General features: G+C 62.6%; 12 protein-coding genes. 8 read left to right on the forward strand and 4 right to left on the reverse strand.

Annotation, left to right across the window (positions count from 1 at the left end; all coding sequences use genetic code 11):
* Window positions 1-22 precede the first annotated feature (22 nt).
* From ACP7BY_RS03635 to ACP7BY_RS03660, 6 genes are all read left to right on the forward strand, one after another.
* On the forward strand, window positions 23-904 hold the full coding sequence (locus ACP7BY_RS03635; protein WP_033966729.1) for a F0F1 ATP synthase subunit gamma: 882 nt from the start codon (window positions 23-25) through the stop codon (window positions 902-904).
* A 19-nt stretch (window positions 905-923) separates the two neighbouring features.
* Complete coding sequence (gene atpD, locus ACP7BY_RS03640; RefSeq protein WP_010404115.1) at window positions 924-2,396, forward strand: F0F1 ATP synthase subunit beta; 1,473 nt, start codon at window positions 924-926, stop codon at window positions 2,394-2,396.
* A 132-nt stretch (window positions 2,397-2,528) separates the two neighbouring features.
* Entirely contained in the window at window positions 2,529-2,780 is a 252-nt protein-coding gene (locus ACP7BY_RS03645) for an ATP synthase F1 subunit epsilon (RefSeq protein WP_010404117.1), read from the forward strand.
* A 56-nt stretch (window positions 2,781-2,836) separates the two neighbouring features.
* The gene (locus ACP7BY_RS03650) at window positions 2,837-4,360 is read left to right on the forward strand and encodes a glycosyltransferase family 39 protein (protein WP_081988818.1); all 1,524 of its coding nucleotides are present in this window, start codon (window positions 2,837-2,839) and stop codon (window positions 4,358-4,360) included.
* Window positions 4,361-4,442: 82 nt separating this feature from the next.
* Window positions 4,443-5,972, forward strand: a complete 1,530-nt coding sequence (locus ACP7BY_RS03655; protein WP_137902782.1) for a CpaF family protein — start codon at window positions 4,443-4,445, stop codon at window positions 5,970-5,972.
* Window positions 5,973-6,012: 40 nt separating this feature from the next.
* Window positions 6,013-7,164, forward strand: coding sequence for an aspartyl protease family protein (locus ACP7BY_RS03660; RefSeq protein WP_231565282.1), 1,152 nt, complete (start codon window positions 6,013-6,015; stop codon window positions 7,162-7,164).
* 19 nt (window positions 7,165-7,183) lie between these two features.
* Here the strand turns inward: ACP7BY_RS03660 and ACP7BY_RS03665 are convergent, their stop codons facing one another.
* On the reverse strand, window positions 7,184-7,363 hold the full coding sequence (locus tag ACP7BY_RS03665) for a hypothetical protein (protein WP_033966473.1): 180 nt from the start codon (window positions 7,361-7,363) through the stop codon (window positions 7,184-7,186).
* Between the two features lie 8 nt (window positions 7,364-7,371).
* Complete coding sequence (gene phaR, locus ACP7BY_RS03670) at window positions 7,372-7,929, reverse strand: polyhydroxyalkanoate synthesis repressor PhaR (RefSeq protein ID WP_126849106.1); 558 nt, start codon at window positions 7,927-7,929, stop codon at window positions 7,372-7,374.
* Here phaR and ACP7BY_RS03675 point away from each other — a divergent pair.
* On the forward strand, window positions 7,928-9,028 hold the full coding sequence (locus ACP7BY_RS03675; protein ID WP_137902783.1) for an alpha/beta fold hydrolase: 1,101 nt from the start codon (window positions 7,928-7,930) through the stop codon (window positions 9,026-9,028). The genes phaR and ACP7BY_RS03675 overlap by 2 nt on opposite strands.
* A gap of 28 nt (window positions 9,029-9,056) precedes the next feature.
* Window positions 9,057-10,229, forward strand: coding sequence for an acetyl-CoA C-acetyltransferase (locus ACP7BY_RS03680; protein ID WP_033966471.1), 1,173 nt, complete (start codon window positions 9,057-9,059; stop codon window positions 10,227-10,229).
* Between the two features lie 123 nt (window positions 10,230-10,352).
* On the opposite strand, the gene ACP7BY_RS03685 is transcribed toward ACP7BY_RS03680, so the two are convergent.
* Both ACP7BY_RS03685 and ACP7BY_RS03690 read right to left on the reverse strand, forming a co-directional pair.
* Window positions 10,353-13,544: a TonB-dependent receptor domain-containing protein gene (locus tag ACP7BY_RS03685; protein ID WP_137902784.1), complete on the reverse strand. Its 3,192-nt coding sequence runs from the start codon at window positions 13,542-13,544 to the stop codon at window positions 10,353-10,355.
* 205 nt (window positions 13,545-13,749) lie between these two features.
* Entirely contained in the window at window positions 13,750-14,778 is a 1,029-nt protein-coding gene (locus tag ACP7BY_RS03690) for an alanine racemase (RefSeq protein ID WP_137902785.1), read from the reverse strand.
* Window positions 14,779-14,797: the final 19 nt, after the last annotated feature.

Raw genomic sequence — 14,797 nt, forward strand, 5'->3', positions numbered from 1 at the left:
GAGAGGGAGAAGAAGGACTAGAATGGCAAGCCTCAAGGCCCTCAAGATCCGCATCGGCTCGGTGAAGTCGACGCAGAAGATCACCAAGGCGATGAAGATGGTCGCCGCCGCGAAACTGCGCCGTGCGCAGGAGGCCGCAGTCGCTGGCCGTCCCTATGCCGAGCAGCTCGAAAAGGTGATGGCGAGCCTCGCCGCCAAGGTTTCGGTCAGCGAATCGAGCCCCAAGCTGCTGGCGGGAACCGGCAAGGACCAGGTCCACCTGTTGATCGTTGCGACGTCCGAGCGTGGTCTCGCCGGTGCATTCAACTCGAACATCGTCCGCGCCGCACGCCGCAAGGCCGAAGAGCTGGAAGCTGCTGGCAAGACCGTGAAATTCTATGTGGCGGGCAAGAAGGGCCGCGTGATCAAGCGCTTCTTCCCGACGCAAATCGCCGCCGACCATGAGATGAGCCACATCAAGACCGTCGCCTTCGCCGATGCGCGCGCGATTGCAGACGATGTCATCGCGCGGTTCGAGGCGGGCGAATTCGACATCGCGCACCTGTTCTACGCCAAGTTCCAGTCGGCGTTGGTGCAGGAACCGGTCGGTCGCCAGATCATCCCGGTCGCAATCGACACCACCGCCGCTCCCGTGGCGGATGGCGGTGCTGCGGTCGAGTATGAGCCCGATGAGGAAACGATCCTCGCCGATTTGCTGCCGCGCAACGTCGCGATCCAGATATTCCGCGCGCTGCTCGAAAACGCAGCGTCGGAGCAAGGCAGCCGCATGACCGCGATGGACAATGCGACGCGCAACGCCGGCGACATGATCAATCGCCTGACGATCCAGTATAACCGTAGCCGCCAGGCCGCGATCACCACCGAGTTGGTGGAAATCATCTCCGGCGCCGAAGCGCTCAAGTAGTCGATACGAGGAAAGCATCATGGCAACCGCCCCAGACACACTCGCCCCGGCGACCACCAACAGCGTCGGCCGCATCTCGCAGGTCATCGGCGCCGTCGTCGACGTGACCTTTGAGCAGGACCGCCTGCCCGCGATTTTGAACGCGCTGGAAACCTCGAACAACGGCAACCGCCTGGTGCTCGAAGTCGCGCAGCATCTCGGTGAGAACACCGTCCGCACGATCGCGATGGACTCGACCGAGGGTCTGACGCGCGGCCAGGAAGTGACCGACACCGGCTCGCAGATCCGCGTTCCGGTTGGCCCGCAGACGCTGGGGCGCATCCTCAACGTCATCGGTGAGCCGATCGACGAGCGTGGTCCGGTCGGCCACACCGACACGATGCCGATCCACGCTCCTGCCCCGCTGTTCGTCGACCAGTCGACCGAGAGCGCGATTCTGGTGACCGGCATCAAGGTCATCGATCTGCTCGCGCCTTACGCAAAGGGCGGCAAGATCGGCCTGTTCGGCGGCGCGGGCGTTGGCAAGACCGTGCTCATCCAGGAACTGATCAACAACATCGCCAAGGGCCACGGCGGCACCTCGGTGTTCGCAGGCGTCGGCGAGCGTACCCGTGAGGGTAACGATCTGTACCACGAATTCCTCGACGCAGGCGTTATCGCCAAGGATGCCGACGGCAACCCGACCCCTGAGGGCTCGAAGGTCGCGTTGGTGTTCGGCCAGATGAACGAGCCGCCAGGCGCGCGTGCGCGCGTCGCGCTCTCGGGCCTGACGATCGCCGAATATTTCCGCGACGTCGAAGGCCAGGACGTGTTGTTCTTCGTCGACAACATCTTCCGCTTCACCCAGGCGGGTTCGGAAGTGTCGGCCCTGCTCGGCCGCATCCCGTCGGCGGTGGGCTATCAGCCGACGCTGTCGACCGACATGGGCGCGCTGCAGGAGCGTATCACCTCGACCAACAAGGGCTCGATCACCTCGGTGCAGGCGATCTACGTTCCGGCCGACGATTTGACCGATCCGGCTCCCGCCACCTCGTTCGCCCACTTGGACGCGACGACCAACCTCAACCGCGCGATTTCGGAGCTGGGCATTTACCCGGCGGTCGATCCGCTCGACTCGACCTCGCGCGTGCTGACCCCCGCGATCGTCGGCCAGGAGCATTACGACACCGCCCGCCGCGTCCAGGAGACGCTGCAGCGCTACAAGTCGCTGCAGGACATCATCGCCATTCTGGGCATGGACGAGCTGTCGGAAGAAGATAAGTCGATCGTGTCGCGCGCGCGCAAGATCCAGCGCTTCTTGTCGCAGCCGTTCCACGTCGCCGAAGTGTTCACCGGCATTCCGGGCAAGTTCGTCCAGGTCGAAGACACCGTGAAGTCGTTCAAGGCGGTCGTCGATGGCGAATACGATCACCTGCCCGAGAGCGCGTTCTACATGGTCGGCGGCATCGACGAAGCGATCGCCAAGGCCGAAAAGATGGCGCAGGAAGCGTAATCCAAACTCCCTCTCCCCGCTTGCGGGGAGAGGGTTGGGGAGAGGGGCAGTCACACAGGCTGGCCTATAGTCCCCACACTGCCCCTCTCCCCGACCCTCTCCCCTGAAGGGGAGAGGGAGAAGGACACAACAATGCTCCACTTCGAACTCGTCACGCCTGAAAAGCTCGTCCGCTCGGAGGACGTGTACATGGTCGTCGTCCCCGGATCGGAAGGTGATTTCGGCGTGCTGGAGGGCCATGCGCCAGTGATGTCGACCATCCGCGACGGCGCGCTATCGGTCTATCGCACCGAAAAGGGCGAACCCGAGCTGATCGCGATCGAAGGCGGTTTCGCCGAAGTGAACGCCAACGGCCTCACCGTGCTGGCGGAACGCGCCGCCTAAGTCGAGCTGCCCTGCCCTTTACGCGGCGTTAACTACACCCTGCGACATAGCGGGCCATGGATATGCTCCTTGGCCAACTCTCCCGTCCCCTGCCTCATAGCGTAAGTGCGGTGTCGGTGCGTGCGGGCTGGATCGCGCTCGCGGCCACCATTGGCGCTGCGGTGCTGCTGCGCTTCGGTCTGTTCGGCAATCCGATCGCGGGGCTGGACGAGCAGCTCTATCTGCTGGTCGGCGACCGGATGTGGCATGGGGAACTGCCCTATGTCGACATTTGGGACCGCAAGCCGCTAGGCCTGTTCGTGCTCTTTGCCGCGATCCGGCTCTTGCCGGGGAACGGATTCCTTGCTGCGCAAATGGTCGCCACGGCCTTTGCCGCCGCCACCGCCTTCCTGATCGCGTTGTTCATGCGACGGCGCGTTGGCTGGGTTCCCGCGACGATGGCGGGGATGTTCTATCTCGCGCAGCTCAACATCTTGTGGGGCGACACCACCCAAACGCCGGTGTTTTATGATCTGCTGGTGATGGCAGCGGCGATGCTGACCTTGCGCGCCAGCGACACTGCCAATGAGCGTGTGCGCACCGGCAGCGGCGTAGCGGCGATGGCGCTGATCGGCCTCGCCATCCAGATCAAGACCAATGCCGTCTTCCAGGGCGGGTTCTTCGGGGCCTGGCTAATCTGGTCGGTGTGGCGCGAGACCCGCGACCCGACCCGCATTTTGCGTCTGGCCGTGCCGATGGTGCTCGCCGCCGCGCTGCCTACCCTGGCGGCAATGCTCTCCTACGCGGCGCTCGGCCATTTCGATGCCTGGTGGCAAGCCAATGTGCTGTCAGTAATCGCCAAGGGCCGACCGACCGACCCTGCGGCGATCGACAATCTCGCGACCTCTGTCATCCTCACTTTGCCCGCCCTGGTGGTCGCGCTCCTCGGCCTATGGGCCCGCACCGAGCGCTTCCAGGTGTGGGGGCAAGAGACGCTCTTCATCCTCGGCTGGATCGCGTTCGGACTGGTCGATTTCGGCGCGATTGGCGGATATTTCCCGCATTACGCGATTCCGCTGGTGCTGGCGTGCTGCCCGTTGATCGCGCATGCCTTCGCCATTCCTCGTTTCGGCAAGGCGCTCTTCGCCACGGTGATGGCGTGGCCGCTATTTTACGCGGTCGTCGTCGCGCCCAAGATCGGCGCGATAGAGCGCGTCTATGCCGCCAATGTCGTGGCCGCACTGCCAAGCGATGTGACGACGCGCTGCTTGTTCATCTACGAGGGGCCGGTTGCTTATTATCAGCTCAGCAACGCATGCCGGGTGACGCGCTTCGCCTTCACCGCGCATCTCAGTTCGACGCGCGAGGCAAATGCGCTGGGCGTCGACCAGGCGCAGGCACTGCGCGACGCGCTGGCGCGGCGGCCTGGCACGATCATCACCATCGCGCACTCGATCTGGACCGACCGCAACCCGGCGATGGAACGACTCCTGAGCGCCACGCTGGCCCGCGATTACCATCCTACGGCTGGCCTGCCCCACCGGGTTTATACCGGCGGGCGCGACCAACTGGTGATCTGGCGGCGCAACGCCGGACGCTAAAGCCGAAACCCCGCGACCGTGGTTAGGCAATTGTAAAAGCTTGGGCGCTAGCGTCCGGGCGAACGACAAGGAACTGAGTGGCATGAGTGCATTTCGGCGCAGACCTGGATCAGCCGGACCGGGCACCCGGCCAGCCTTCGGCGTCGCGCGGCCGATGCACGGCGCGGGCGTCCGCCCCGCGACCGAGGCGGAAACCGCCAGCGATCAGTTCCCGCCGCTGCCCCTGCCGCCGCTTCCGGGCGACACCGAGCCGAGCGGCAACATGCCCGGCCTGCAAATGGACGCGATGCAGCGCCTCGCCGACCGCCAGGCTTCGTCGGGAGACGCAGGCAATTCCAAGGTTGAGGGCTTCGAAAGCTCGATCCACAAGATCAAGGAGCAAGTCCTCCCCCGCCTGCTCGAACGCGTCGATCCCGAAGCCGCTGCGACGCTCGACAAGGACGAGTTGGCCGAGGAATTCCGCCCGATTATCGGCGAAGTGCTCGCCGAGCTGAAGCTGACGCTCAACCGGCGCGAACAGTTCGCGCTCGAAAAGGTGCTGGTCGACGAATTGCTTGGCCTCGGCCCGCTCGAGGAATTGCTCGCCGATCCGAACATCACCGACATCATGGTCAACGGCCCCGAGCAGACCTATGTCGAACGCAAGGGCAAGCTCGAGCTCGCGCAGATCCAGTTTCGCGATGAGGAACATCTGTTCCAGATCGCGCAGCGCATCTGCAACTCGGTCGGCCGCCGCGTCGACCAGACCACGCCGCTCGCCGACGCCCGCCTCAAGGACGGCTCGCGCGTCAACGTGATCGTCCCGCCGCTCTCCTTGCGCGGCACCGCGATCTCGATTCGTAAGTTTTCCGCCAAGCCGATCACGCTCGACATGATGGCGGGCTTTGGCTCGATGAGCCCGAAGATGGCGACCGCGCTCAAGATCGCGGGCGCATGTCGGTTCAATGTCGTCATTTCGGGCGGTACCGGCTCGGGCAAGACGACAATGCTCAACGCTTTGTCGAAGATGATCGACCCGGGCGAGCGCGTGCTGACGATCGAGGATGCCGCCGAACTCCGCTTGCAGCAGCCGCACTGGCTGCCGCTGGAAACGCGGCCCGCCAACCTCGAGGGCCAGGGCGAGATCAGCATCCGCGATCTCGTCAAGAACGCGCTGCGTATGCGTCCGGATCGCATCATCCTCGGCGAAATCCGCGGGTCCGAGTGTTTCGACATGCTCGCCGCGATGAACACGGGGCATGACGGCTCGATGTGCACGCTCCACGCCAACTCCCCGCGCGAGGCGCTCGCGCGTATGGAGAACATGGTGATGATGTCGGACATCAAGGTGCCCAAGGAAGCGATCAGCCGCCAGATCGCCGATTCGGTCGAGATGATCATCCAGGTGAAGCGCCTGCGCGACGGTTCGCGCCGCGTCACCAACGTGACGGAAGTGATCGGCATGGAAGGCCCGGTGATCGTCACGCAGGAACTGTTCAAATTCGAATATCTGGACGAATCCGCGGACGGCAAGATCATCGGCGAATATCGCTCGATGGGCCTGCGCCCCTATACGCTGGAAAAGGCCCGCACCTTCGGCTTCGACCAGGCGTATCTTGAGGCGTGCCTCTGACCGCTAAATCGGGTATCAGTGGCGACCGATGCGTTGCCTCGTGTTTCTGTTTTTTTTGCTTTGCGCCGCCGCCCCCGATGCGCCGCCCATCACGCGTGCTCCGGCACCGCCCGCCCTCGAAACCGAAGCCCCCTGGGTTGCCTTCACGCTGACCCCCGCCGAGCAGATTTGCTTCCAGGCCGTCGTCGATGGCCATTCCGTGACGGCGATCCTCGATACAGGGGTGAGTACGTCGCTGCTGTCGCGACGGTTCGTCGATGCGGCCCGGATGCGGGTGCGGCACGGTCATGCGGCCCTCGCAATTGGCGGCACGGTCGCCACTGGCTGGGTCGATCCATCGAGCGTCACTGTGGCGGAACGTACCGTGCACAGTCCCCGCTTGATGACCGCTCCCTTGCCGCCCGCAACGACGGGACAAGCGGCGATAGACCTGTTGGTCGGCAGCGACATCATCGGGGGCTACGCGCTCGACATCGATTATGCGGCGCAGCGTTTTCGCTTGCTCCCCTCGGGCAACCTCCCCTTTGCCGGCAGTATTGCGCCGCTCCGGATTGGCGGGGAATGGTCGACCTATGTGACCGATATTCTCGTCGGCGACCACCACCTGTCTCGCATGGCGGTCGACACCGGAGACGGCAGCGCCATCACCGTTACCCAGCCAGCATGGTCCGCACTGGCCGAGAAACACCGTCCGACCAGTTCGACCATCAGCTACGGCGTTGGCGGGGCAGCGATTGTCGATCTTGCGATCGTGCCCGGAGTGCGCAGCGGGACAGCGCCGGCACGCACCGTCGAAATGCGGATCGAGCCTTCGGGCGGCTACACCGCCACGATCGGCATGAACGGGCGGATCGGGTCGGGCTTCCTGCGCCACTATCGCGTCCTGCTCGATCCCCATGCCGGGCGGATGGTGTTGCTCCCCGACTCATCGGCAGACACGCCGCCGCTGCGTTCGACCAGCGGCCTTATTCTGCGCCGCGACGACGATCGGCTGACGGTGCTACACGTCATGCGGGGCGGCCCGGCCGAGGCGGACGGTTGGCAAGCGGGCGAACAGATTTGCGCGGTCGACGGGCTTCCCGTCAGCGCCGAAGCGAGCTTGCATTGGCCGGTCGATGCCGCCGGGCGCAGCGTGAAGCTGGCAACTTGCAATGGCATGACGCGTACGCTGACGTTACGCGCCTTCTATTGAGCGAGCCTGCGCGCGTTCGTCATCGATGCGCCGCCATGATCGCACACACGACCGCCGCAATGACCGCTGCCATTTGCAGGCTTGGCCAGTTGATCCATCCAACCTTGTCGAGGTCGCGCCGCGTCCGGTGTCGCCAGTCGCCCAACCCGGCGAGCGCCGCGACGACCATCGCGCCCGCCGCCGCCACCCACCAAAGCACTGCGTCGCTCAGTCGCCGAGCTTTTCGATCTTTTCGTGCAGCCGACCGAGTTCTGCCTTCAGAGCAGCAATCTCGTCGTCCTTGCTCGCGGCGCTTGCGGCCGGTGCCAGACCAGCCGCCACCCCTGGCTTGAACGCCGCAGTCGCCGCCTCGAACATCGCCATATTCTGCTTGGCCAATTCGGCGAAAGGCGAATTGGCGAACGCGCCCTCGACCGCCGATTTGAACTGCTGCTGGTTGCGGCGGAAGCTGTCCATCGACGCTTCGAGATAGCCCGGCACCATCGCCTGCATCGAATCGCCGTACATCGCGATCAACTGGCGCAGGAATGGCACCGGCAGCATCGTCTGCCCGCGCTGTTCCTCTTCCATGATGATCTGGGTCAGGATGTTGTGCGTGATGTCCTCTTCGGACTTTGCATCCACCACCTTGAAATCCCGCCCGTCACGGGTCATCGCAGCGAGGTGCTCGAGCGTGATGTAAGAGGATGTCTCGGTATTATAGAGGCGGCGGTTCGCGTATTTTTTAATGATCACCGGGCCATCGCCCGGAATGGTCTTCTTCATGAAGAAAGGCTCCCCGCCTGTGGTTGCGCAAGTCCTATCATCATTTATTGCCGCATCGCAACACGGCCCGCGCCCATTACCTTTGTTCCTCGACATTTTGCGTGATCAGACAGCGGGTTCGCCGGAACGAAGCGCAGCGGCGCTGGCGGGCCTGCGCGCCTATCAGGACGCGGGGCGCGCGAAACCGCGCAAAGCCATGCCTGCCCGTTTTCGAAAAGGACAGGCGCGGCTACGGGACTATGGGGCCAAGGGCGCGACCGGGCGGGCGGTCATCGTCATCCCGTCGCTCATCAACCCGCCGCATATCCTCGATTTGCGGCCCGAAAGCTCGCTGTTGCGCTGGCTCGCCGGCCAGGGCCATCGGCCGTTCCTGCTCGACTGGGGAACCCAGGGCCCCAAAGCGCGCGATTTGGACGTAGACGCACATATTACTCGCGTGTTGCTCCCGCTGATTGCCAAATTTCCGGTGCCGCCAATCCTGATCGGCTATTGCCTTGGCGGCACGATGGCCCTGGCCGCGTCCTGCCTGACCGAGGTTGCCGGGCTCGCGCTGATCGCTTCGCCATGGCATTTTACCGGTTACGGCTCCGCCGCGCGTGCAGAGATCGCCGCGTTGTGGGATTCGGCCAAGCCGGCCTGCGACACGCTCGGCCTGGTGCCGATGGAGGTGCTGCAAGCGGGTTTCTGGCGACTCGACCCAGCCCGCACGATCGCGAAATATGAAGCCTTTGCCGCGTTGGAGCCGGATAGCGAAGCCGCGCGCAGCTTTATCGCGCTGGAGGATTGGGCCAATGGCGGTGCGCCCCTGCCCTTTGCAACCGGCGTGCAAATCTTCGAAAATTTCATCGCGGCGGATACGCCTGGCACCGGTGCGTGGCAGATCAGCGGGGTGACGATCGCTCCTGCCGCCCTGTCCTGCCCGGCCATCGAGTTCGTGTCGCTCAACGACCGTATCGTCCCGGCCGCCAGCGCGGCCAACTTGCGCGACCGGCGCGATCTCGGCGCAGGCCATGTCGGCATGATCGTCGGGCGCGGCGCGCGCACGCAATTGTGGGAGCCATTGTCGGACTGGCTAAAGGCGCTGCCGCTGCCTAAATAGGCCACGACACAGATCCCGGAGAGACCCCATGCAGGACATCGTCATCACCGCCGCCAAGCGGACCCCCGTCGGGAGCTTCCTGGGAGCGTTTGCCGCAACGCCTGCGCACGAACTCGGACGGATCGCGATCGAGGCAGCCCTCGCGCAGGCTGGCGTAGCGGGCGCGGATGTGTCCGAAGTCATCCTGGGCCAGGTGCTGACCGCGGCGCAGGGCCAGAACCCGGCGCGGCAGGCGTCGATGGCGGCGGGCGTGCCGAAGGAAATCCCGGCCTGGGGCGTCAATCAGGTGTGCGGTTCGGGCCTGCGCGCGGTGGCGCTGGCCGCACAGGCGATCGCTACGGGCGATTCGACGATCGTCGTAGCAGGCGGGCAGGAATCGATGTCGATGAGCGCGCACGCGCAATTGCTGCGCGCCGGGCAGAAAATGGGCGACCTCAGCTTGATCGACACGATGGTCAAGGATGGGCTGACCGATGCCTTCAACAGCTATCACATGGGCATCACCGCCGAGAATCTGGCGGAGCAATATCAGATCACCCGCGCCGCGCAGGACGACTTTGCGGTGCGATCGCAAAATCTTGCCGACGCCGCCCGCTCCTCGGGCCGCTTTCGCGACGAGATCGCGCCCGTCACCATCAAGGGCCGCAAGGGCGACACGATCGTCGCCGACGACGAATATATCCGCGCTGGTGTTACGTTGGAAAGCGTGTCCGGCCTGCGCCCCGCTTTCAAGAAGGATGGCACGGTGACCGCCGCCAATGCCTCCGGCCTCAACGACGGAGCGGCTGCGCTGGTGCTGATGAGCCGCGCCGAAGCCGAACGCCGCGGATCGCCGATCCTGGCGCGCATCGCAAGCTGGGCATCGGCCGGTGTCGACCCTTCGATCATGGGGATCGGCCCCGTCCCCGCGACTCGGCGCGCACTACAAAAAGCCGGATGGAGCATCGGTGACCTCGACTTGATCGAGGCGAACGAGGCGTTTGCGGCACAGGCGCTGTCGGTCGGCAAGGAACTCGAATGGGATGCCGAGCGCGTCAACGTGAACGGCGGCGCGATCGCCATCGGCCACCCGATCGGTGCTTCGGGCGCGCGCGTTCTGACGACGTTGCTGTACGAGATGGCCAAACGCGATGTGACCAAGGGCTTGGCGACGCTGTGTATTGGCGGCGGGATGGGGATTGCGCTGTGCGTGGAGCGATGAGGTAGCGGAGTTCGTCCCAGTTTGCGGAGGGTTGCCGCGCTCGTCATGGTGTCAACGTCAACAACAGTCCATAAAAAGGGCCGCTCCTCAAGGAGCGGCCCTTCGTTTTAGTTTTCTATAAAATCAGAAGTTTGCCTTGAAGCCTGCATAGAATTGGCGACCAGTGTTCGAGTAGATGCCGCTGCCCGACCCCGTACCGGTCAAACCGAACGGCGGATACTTGTCGAACACGTTGTCCACGCCGGCATACATTTCGAACTGCTTGTTAACTAGGAAGCCCATGCGCAGATTGTGGTAGGTAACCTCAGGATAGTAGATCTGAGGATATTGATCCGCGTTCGTTGGCGGCAAGCCATTGTAGCTGTTCTGAACTGCATAGGTAGCAGCGATCGTCTGCTTGCCGATATACTGAAACTGATAGCGGACCGAGAAACCACCTGCGGTTTGATATTGGGCCGAGAATTGCCCCTCAAGCTGCGGATCGCCGAGCGCGAACAACTGCCGGGTCGGAATGTTCGGGTTGATCGGATCCAGATAGTTGGTCTTGTCGATCACGTAGCTGAACAGCGTACGCACCGTCAGGCGCCCGCCACCACCGAACGTGTGATTATAGGCCAGATCGACGTCGACGCCTGAAGTGGTCTGCTTCGAAAAGTTCAGAGTCGATGCCAGACCAACCACCGACGGGAAGGCCCCCCCGGCAACGCGTGGATTCAGCAACGCGCAATAGGAGTTGTTGATCGTCGGTGAATCTACGCACTGGTTCACGATCGTCTGGATCGAAACGCCAGCAATCAGACTCTGAACCTTGATATCGTAATAATCGACCGTCAACGACAAGCCAGGGATCTGATGAGGTTCAAAGATCGCCCCCGCCGTGAAGCTGTTCGACTTTTCAGGCTTGAGCGCCGGGTTACCACCACTCAGGTAAGCGACAGTTTGCGAGTTCGCTATCGTGTTGGTGAAGCCGACCGGTACGCCAAGCGCAAGGCAGTTCGCTGCGCGCGTTGCCGTTCCGTTATTAATGCGTCCTGCGTCGCACGGATCAGCAATCGATGCAAAGTTTTGCGACGCTGTTGAGAACAGATCACTCTGTGTTGGGACGCGGACCGAACGTGCATAGCTACCCCGCAGTCGGACATCATTGATTGGCGCGTAATAGACAGCGCCGTTATATGTGTAAGTCGTTCCGGCCGAGGTATTATAGCTTGAAATACGCCCTGCACCCGAAAGCGTCAGTTCCTTGACGAACGGCAGATCCTTCAACAACGGAATTTCGATTTCCCCAAAGCCTTCCTTTACCGTCAGTGCAGGCGGATTGAACGGTTGGATCGCGTTGAGGAACGTGCCGCCCGACGCGGTCAGAGCATCGAATGCCGACCGCGCGGTTTCACGACGATATTCACCACCGACGTTGAATTTTACCGGCCCGCCAGGAAGTTCAAACAGTTGCGATGTGTCCCCGGTCACGTTCAGCGTAACGTCGAGCTCGGTCGCACGCGCTTGATACGACGAAGTGGTGTTGACGAACTTTAGCGCCGCCGCCGACGGCGCACCGACGCCGAACAGATTGATCGGAACGCAGTCAGGTCGGGTATTTGTTGCCGAGTTGACAGCACAGATGACCTTCGCGCCTGTAGAGTTGAGCACAAAGTTGCTTCCGCTGAACGACGCCGGCGCCAGCACGGCATCATAAGCAAGCGTAAAGCCGTCGTCGTTACCGGCAAGATCCGCGAGCTTGAGGTTGTTTAGCGAGTCATAATGCTCGTCATACTGACCGTAATTGACGGCAAGTTCGTACTTCCAGTCGTCGTTGAACGTTCCTTGCACGCCACCGACAATCCGGTACGTCTCGCGCTTGTGAAGCTCGCCTCGCCCACCAAAATCGGTATTGAAACGCGAAGTTGCGAAGCGATCGGTTGCGGGATTGACGCAGCGACCGATCGATTGAAGCGTTGCAAGCGATCCAGCGGTCAAGAAACCGTTATTGCATCGCAACTCGGGAAGACCAAGCGTGCCGGAAATCGGCGAGAAGAAGCTTGGTTGACCTTCCTGATCCGCGTAGATGCGAACGTACTTGGCCTCAACGAAAGGCTGGAACGCGTCCGAAATATCGAAATGCGCGAGGATGTTGGCCGAATAACGCTCGAGCGACGGAAGCAACTGGCCCGTGTTCATCAATGTCGAACCAAGGCCGCCAATCGTGTTCGAGCTGCCACTGCTGGGCGAGGACGCACCGAAATTGGTGGTGATGTCGCGAAAATCGAGGCTCGGATTGCTCAGGACAAGCTGCCCGGCAGAATTGAACACATACCGTTGGCCAATGCCGATACCCGGATTGCTCGCCGAGACGAAGCCCGTCGATGAGGCACGGCACCTGTTCAGATCGGCGAGCTGCGCTGCCACGGTTGGATTGCAAACCGCTGTCACGAGGCCGCCGTCCGCAATGCTGCCGTTGCGCACGCCACGGTAGAATTGGTTGTCCGGGACGCCATTGCCTGCGGCCGGCTCACCAACAGTGGTTTCAGACTGGTTGAACTGGTTGCGTCCGGAATACGCTCCGGTCAGATCGTCGCGATCGACATTATAGACGGCATTTGCCTTCGAGTATTCGAGCGCGATCGCGATGTTGCCGCGACCGTCAGCAAAGTTCTTACCAGCCGTCAAGCTGCCGAAATAGGATCCGCGATCACCTCGCGACGTGATCGACCCCTGACCCGCAATCTTGAGGCCTGAAAAATCGCGCTTGAGCACGAAATTGACAACGCCCGCGACAGCGTCCGAACCATACACCGCCGAGTTGCCGCCAGTCACAATATCGACGCGCTCGAGCAGATCATCGGGAATGGTGTTCGTATCGACGATATAGTCCCCTGGCGACGCCGTTACGTGGCGACGGCCATTGACAAGCACAAGTGTACGAGCCGTTCCAAGCCCGCGCAGATCGAGCAGGTTAAGCCCCGACGTACCGATGAAACGCTCTGAGTTCGCTTGACTGAACGTCGAGCGCAGCGCCGGCAGATTGTTCAGGGCGTCGCCAATATTGAGCGTACCCGTGCTCAATAGATCCTGAGCCGAGATCGTCGTAACCGGGACCGGTGACGACAATGTCGGACGCGCGATGCGCGATCCGGTGACGACGATTTCGCCATCATTGGAAGGATTATCGCTCGGATCACCCGTCTGGATCGTATTAGCGGCCGGCTCCACAGAATTCGTAGACGTAGATGGCGCAGTTTGCGCAAAAGTGACGCTCGGAATAGCCCCGAGAATACCGACGAGCGCAGTTGCGCTCATAAGCCGCTTAATGCTCATGAAATTTGCCCCACTTTTGGGCGAAAGCGCCCTTAGTGTCTCCGTTAAAGCGCGGAGGTTTATGGAGCGCAATACCAAGCTGAACCCAAGCTTAATTCGCAAGGCACAATTCTGTCGTTATGTTGCATGATTGTCACAAGACAGACATATCCGAGGAACAGTTTCACAACGAACAACGTATTATAAAACTTTTTATATCAATGATTTAATAGAATATGCGCTCAAACCGCGCGCCCAATCCCGTCAGCAATTCATATTGCGACATGCCCGAAGCCGCTGCAGCCGCCGGCAGATCATACTCCAGAGCCACCCAATCGCCCTCGGCGAGCGCGGGTGCCGCATCGACGCAAATCGCGGTCAGATCCATCGACACACGCCCCACCACTGGCAAGCGAGCTCCTCCAGCCACCGCAACCCCGCGATTGCTGAAGCCGCGCCAATAGCCGTCGGCATAACCGATGTTGAGGATGGCAACTTCCATTGGCAGCGCCGGGGTATAGAGCGCGTTATATCCGATCGACTCGCCCGCCGCGACGGTGCGGCGTTGCAAAATCTGGGCTTCGGGCGTCACCACCTGTCGCACGACCGCCGCCAGTTCCGCCCGCGCCACCCCGCCATACAGCGCGAGACCCGGCCGGGTGAGGTCGAACGCATAATCGGCTCCCAGCGCGATTCCAGCCGAATTGGCCAGACTCATCCGCCGCGCGGCAGTTCGCCCCTCAAGCGCGCGAAAAGCGGTCGCCTGACGTGCGTTCATCGCGCTGTCCTCATCGGCGCAGGCCAGATGGCTGAGCAGCGTATCGATCTGGAGGTCATCGAGCAGACCGCCTCGCACCTCCTCGGGCGCGACCCCGAGCCGGTTGATGCCGGTGTCGACCATCACGTCGCAACGCCCGCCCCCGGCATCACGCCAGCGCGCCACCTGTGCAGCGCTATTGAGCACCGGTCGGGCAATGCCACTGAGCGCCAGCGGCATGTCTTCCGCACGCACGCCGTGCAGAACCGCCACGTCGAGCCCGCAATCGGCAAGCGCTGCCGCCTCGCTCCAGCTCGCGACAAAGAAATCGCGCGTCCCCGCAGCGGCCAACCGGGTCGCGACCCCGCGTGCGCCCAGGCCATAGCCATCGGCCTTGATCGCCGCGCCGCATGCCGCCGCCCCGCTCAGACGATCGAGCGCGCGCCAGTTGGCGATCAAGGCGTCGGGATCAAGGCGGAGGCGAAGCGGTGCGGTCATCCCAGCCGGTTAGCGCTCC

This window comes from Sphingomonas sp. PSPC2-2, from assembly GCF_049897725.1.
In the GTDB taxonomy this organism is placed as follows: domain Bacteria; phylum Pseudomonadota; class Alphaproteobacteria; order Sphingomonadales; family Sphingomonadaceae; genus Sphingomonas.

What these genes read in the sequence shown, in the direction of transcription:
- ACP7BY_RS03650 (WP_081988818.1), top strand. Translation starts at nt 2,837, where the DNA reads ATGGATATGCTCCTTGGCCAACTCTCCCGTCCCCTGCCTCATAGCGTA.
- phaR (WP_126849106.1), bottom strand. Translation starts at nt 7,929, where the DNA reads ATGAAGAAGACCATTCCGGGCGATGGCCCGGTGATCATTAAAAAATAC.
- ACP7BY_RS03635 (WP_033966729.1), top strand. Translation starts at nt 23, where the DNA reads ATGGCAAGCCTCAAGGCCCTCAAGATCCGCATCGGCTCGGTGAAGTCG.
- ACP7BY_RS03645 (WP_010404117.1), top strand. Translation starts at nt 2,529, where the DNA reads ATGCTCCACTTCGAACTCGTCACGCCTGAAAAGCTCGTCCGCTCGGAG.
- ACP7BY_RS03680 (WP_033966471.1), top strand. Translation starts at nt 9,057, where the DNA reads ATGCAGGACATCGTCATCACCGCCGCCAAGCGGACCCCCGTCGGGAGC.
- ACP7BY_RS03675 (WP_137902783.1), top strand. Translation starts at nt 7,928, where the DNA reads ATGAAGAAAGGCTCCCCGCCTGTGGTTGCGCAAGTCCTATCATCATTT.
- ACP7BY_RS03690 (WP_137902785.1), bottom strand. Translation starts at nt 14,778, where the DNA reads ATGACCGCACCGCTTCGCCTCCGCCTTGATCCCGACGCCTTGATCGCC.
- atpD (WP_010404115.1), top strand. Translation starts at nt 924, where the DNA reads ATGGCAACCGCCCCAGACACACTCGCCCCGGCGACCACCAACAGCGTC.
- ACP7BY_RS03685 (WP_137902784.1), bottom strand. Translation starts at nt 13,544, where the DNA reads ATGAGCATTAAGCGGCTTATGAGCGCAACTGCGCTCGTCGGTATTCTC.
- ACP7BY_RS03655 (WP_137902782.1), top strand. Translation starts at nt 4,443, where the DNA reads ATGAGTGCATTTCGGCGCAGACCTGGATCAGCCGGACCGGGCACCCGG.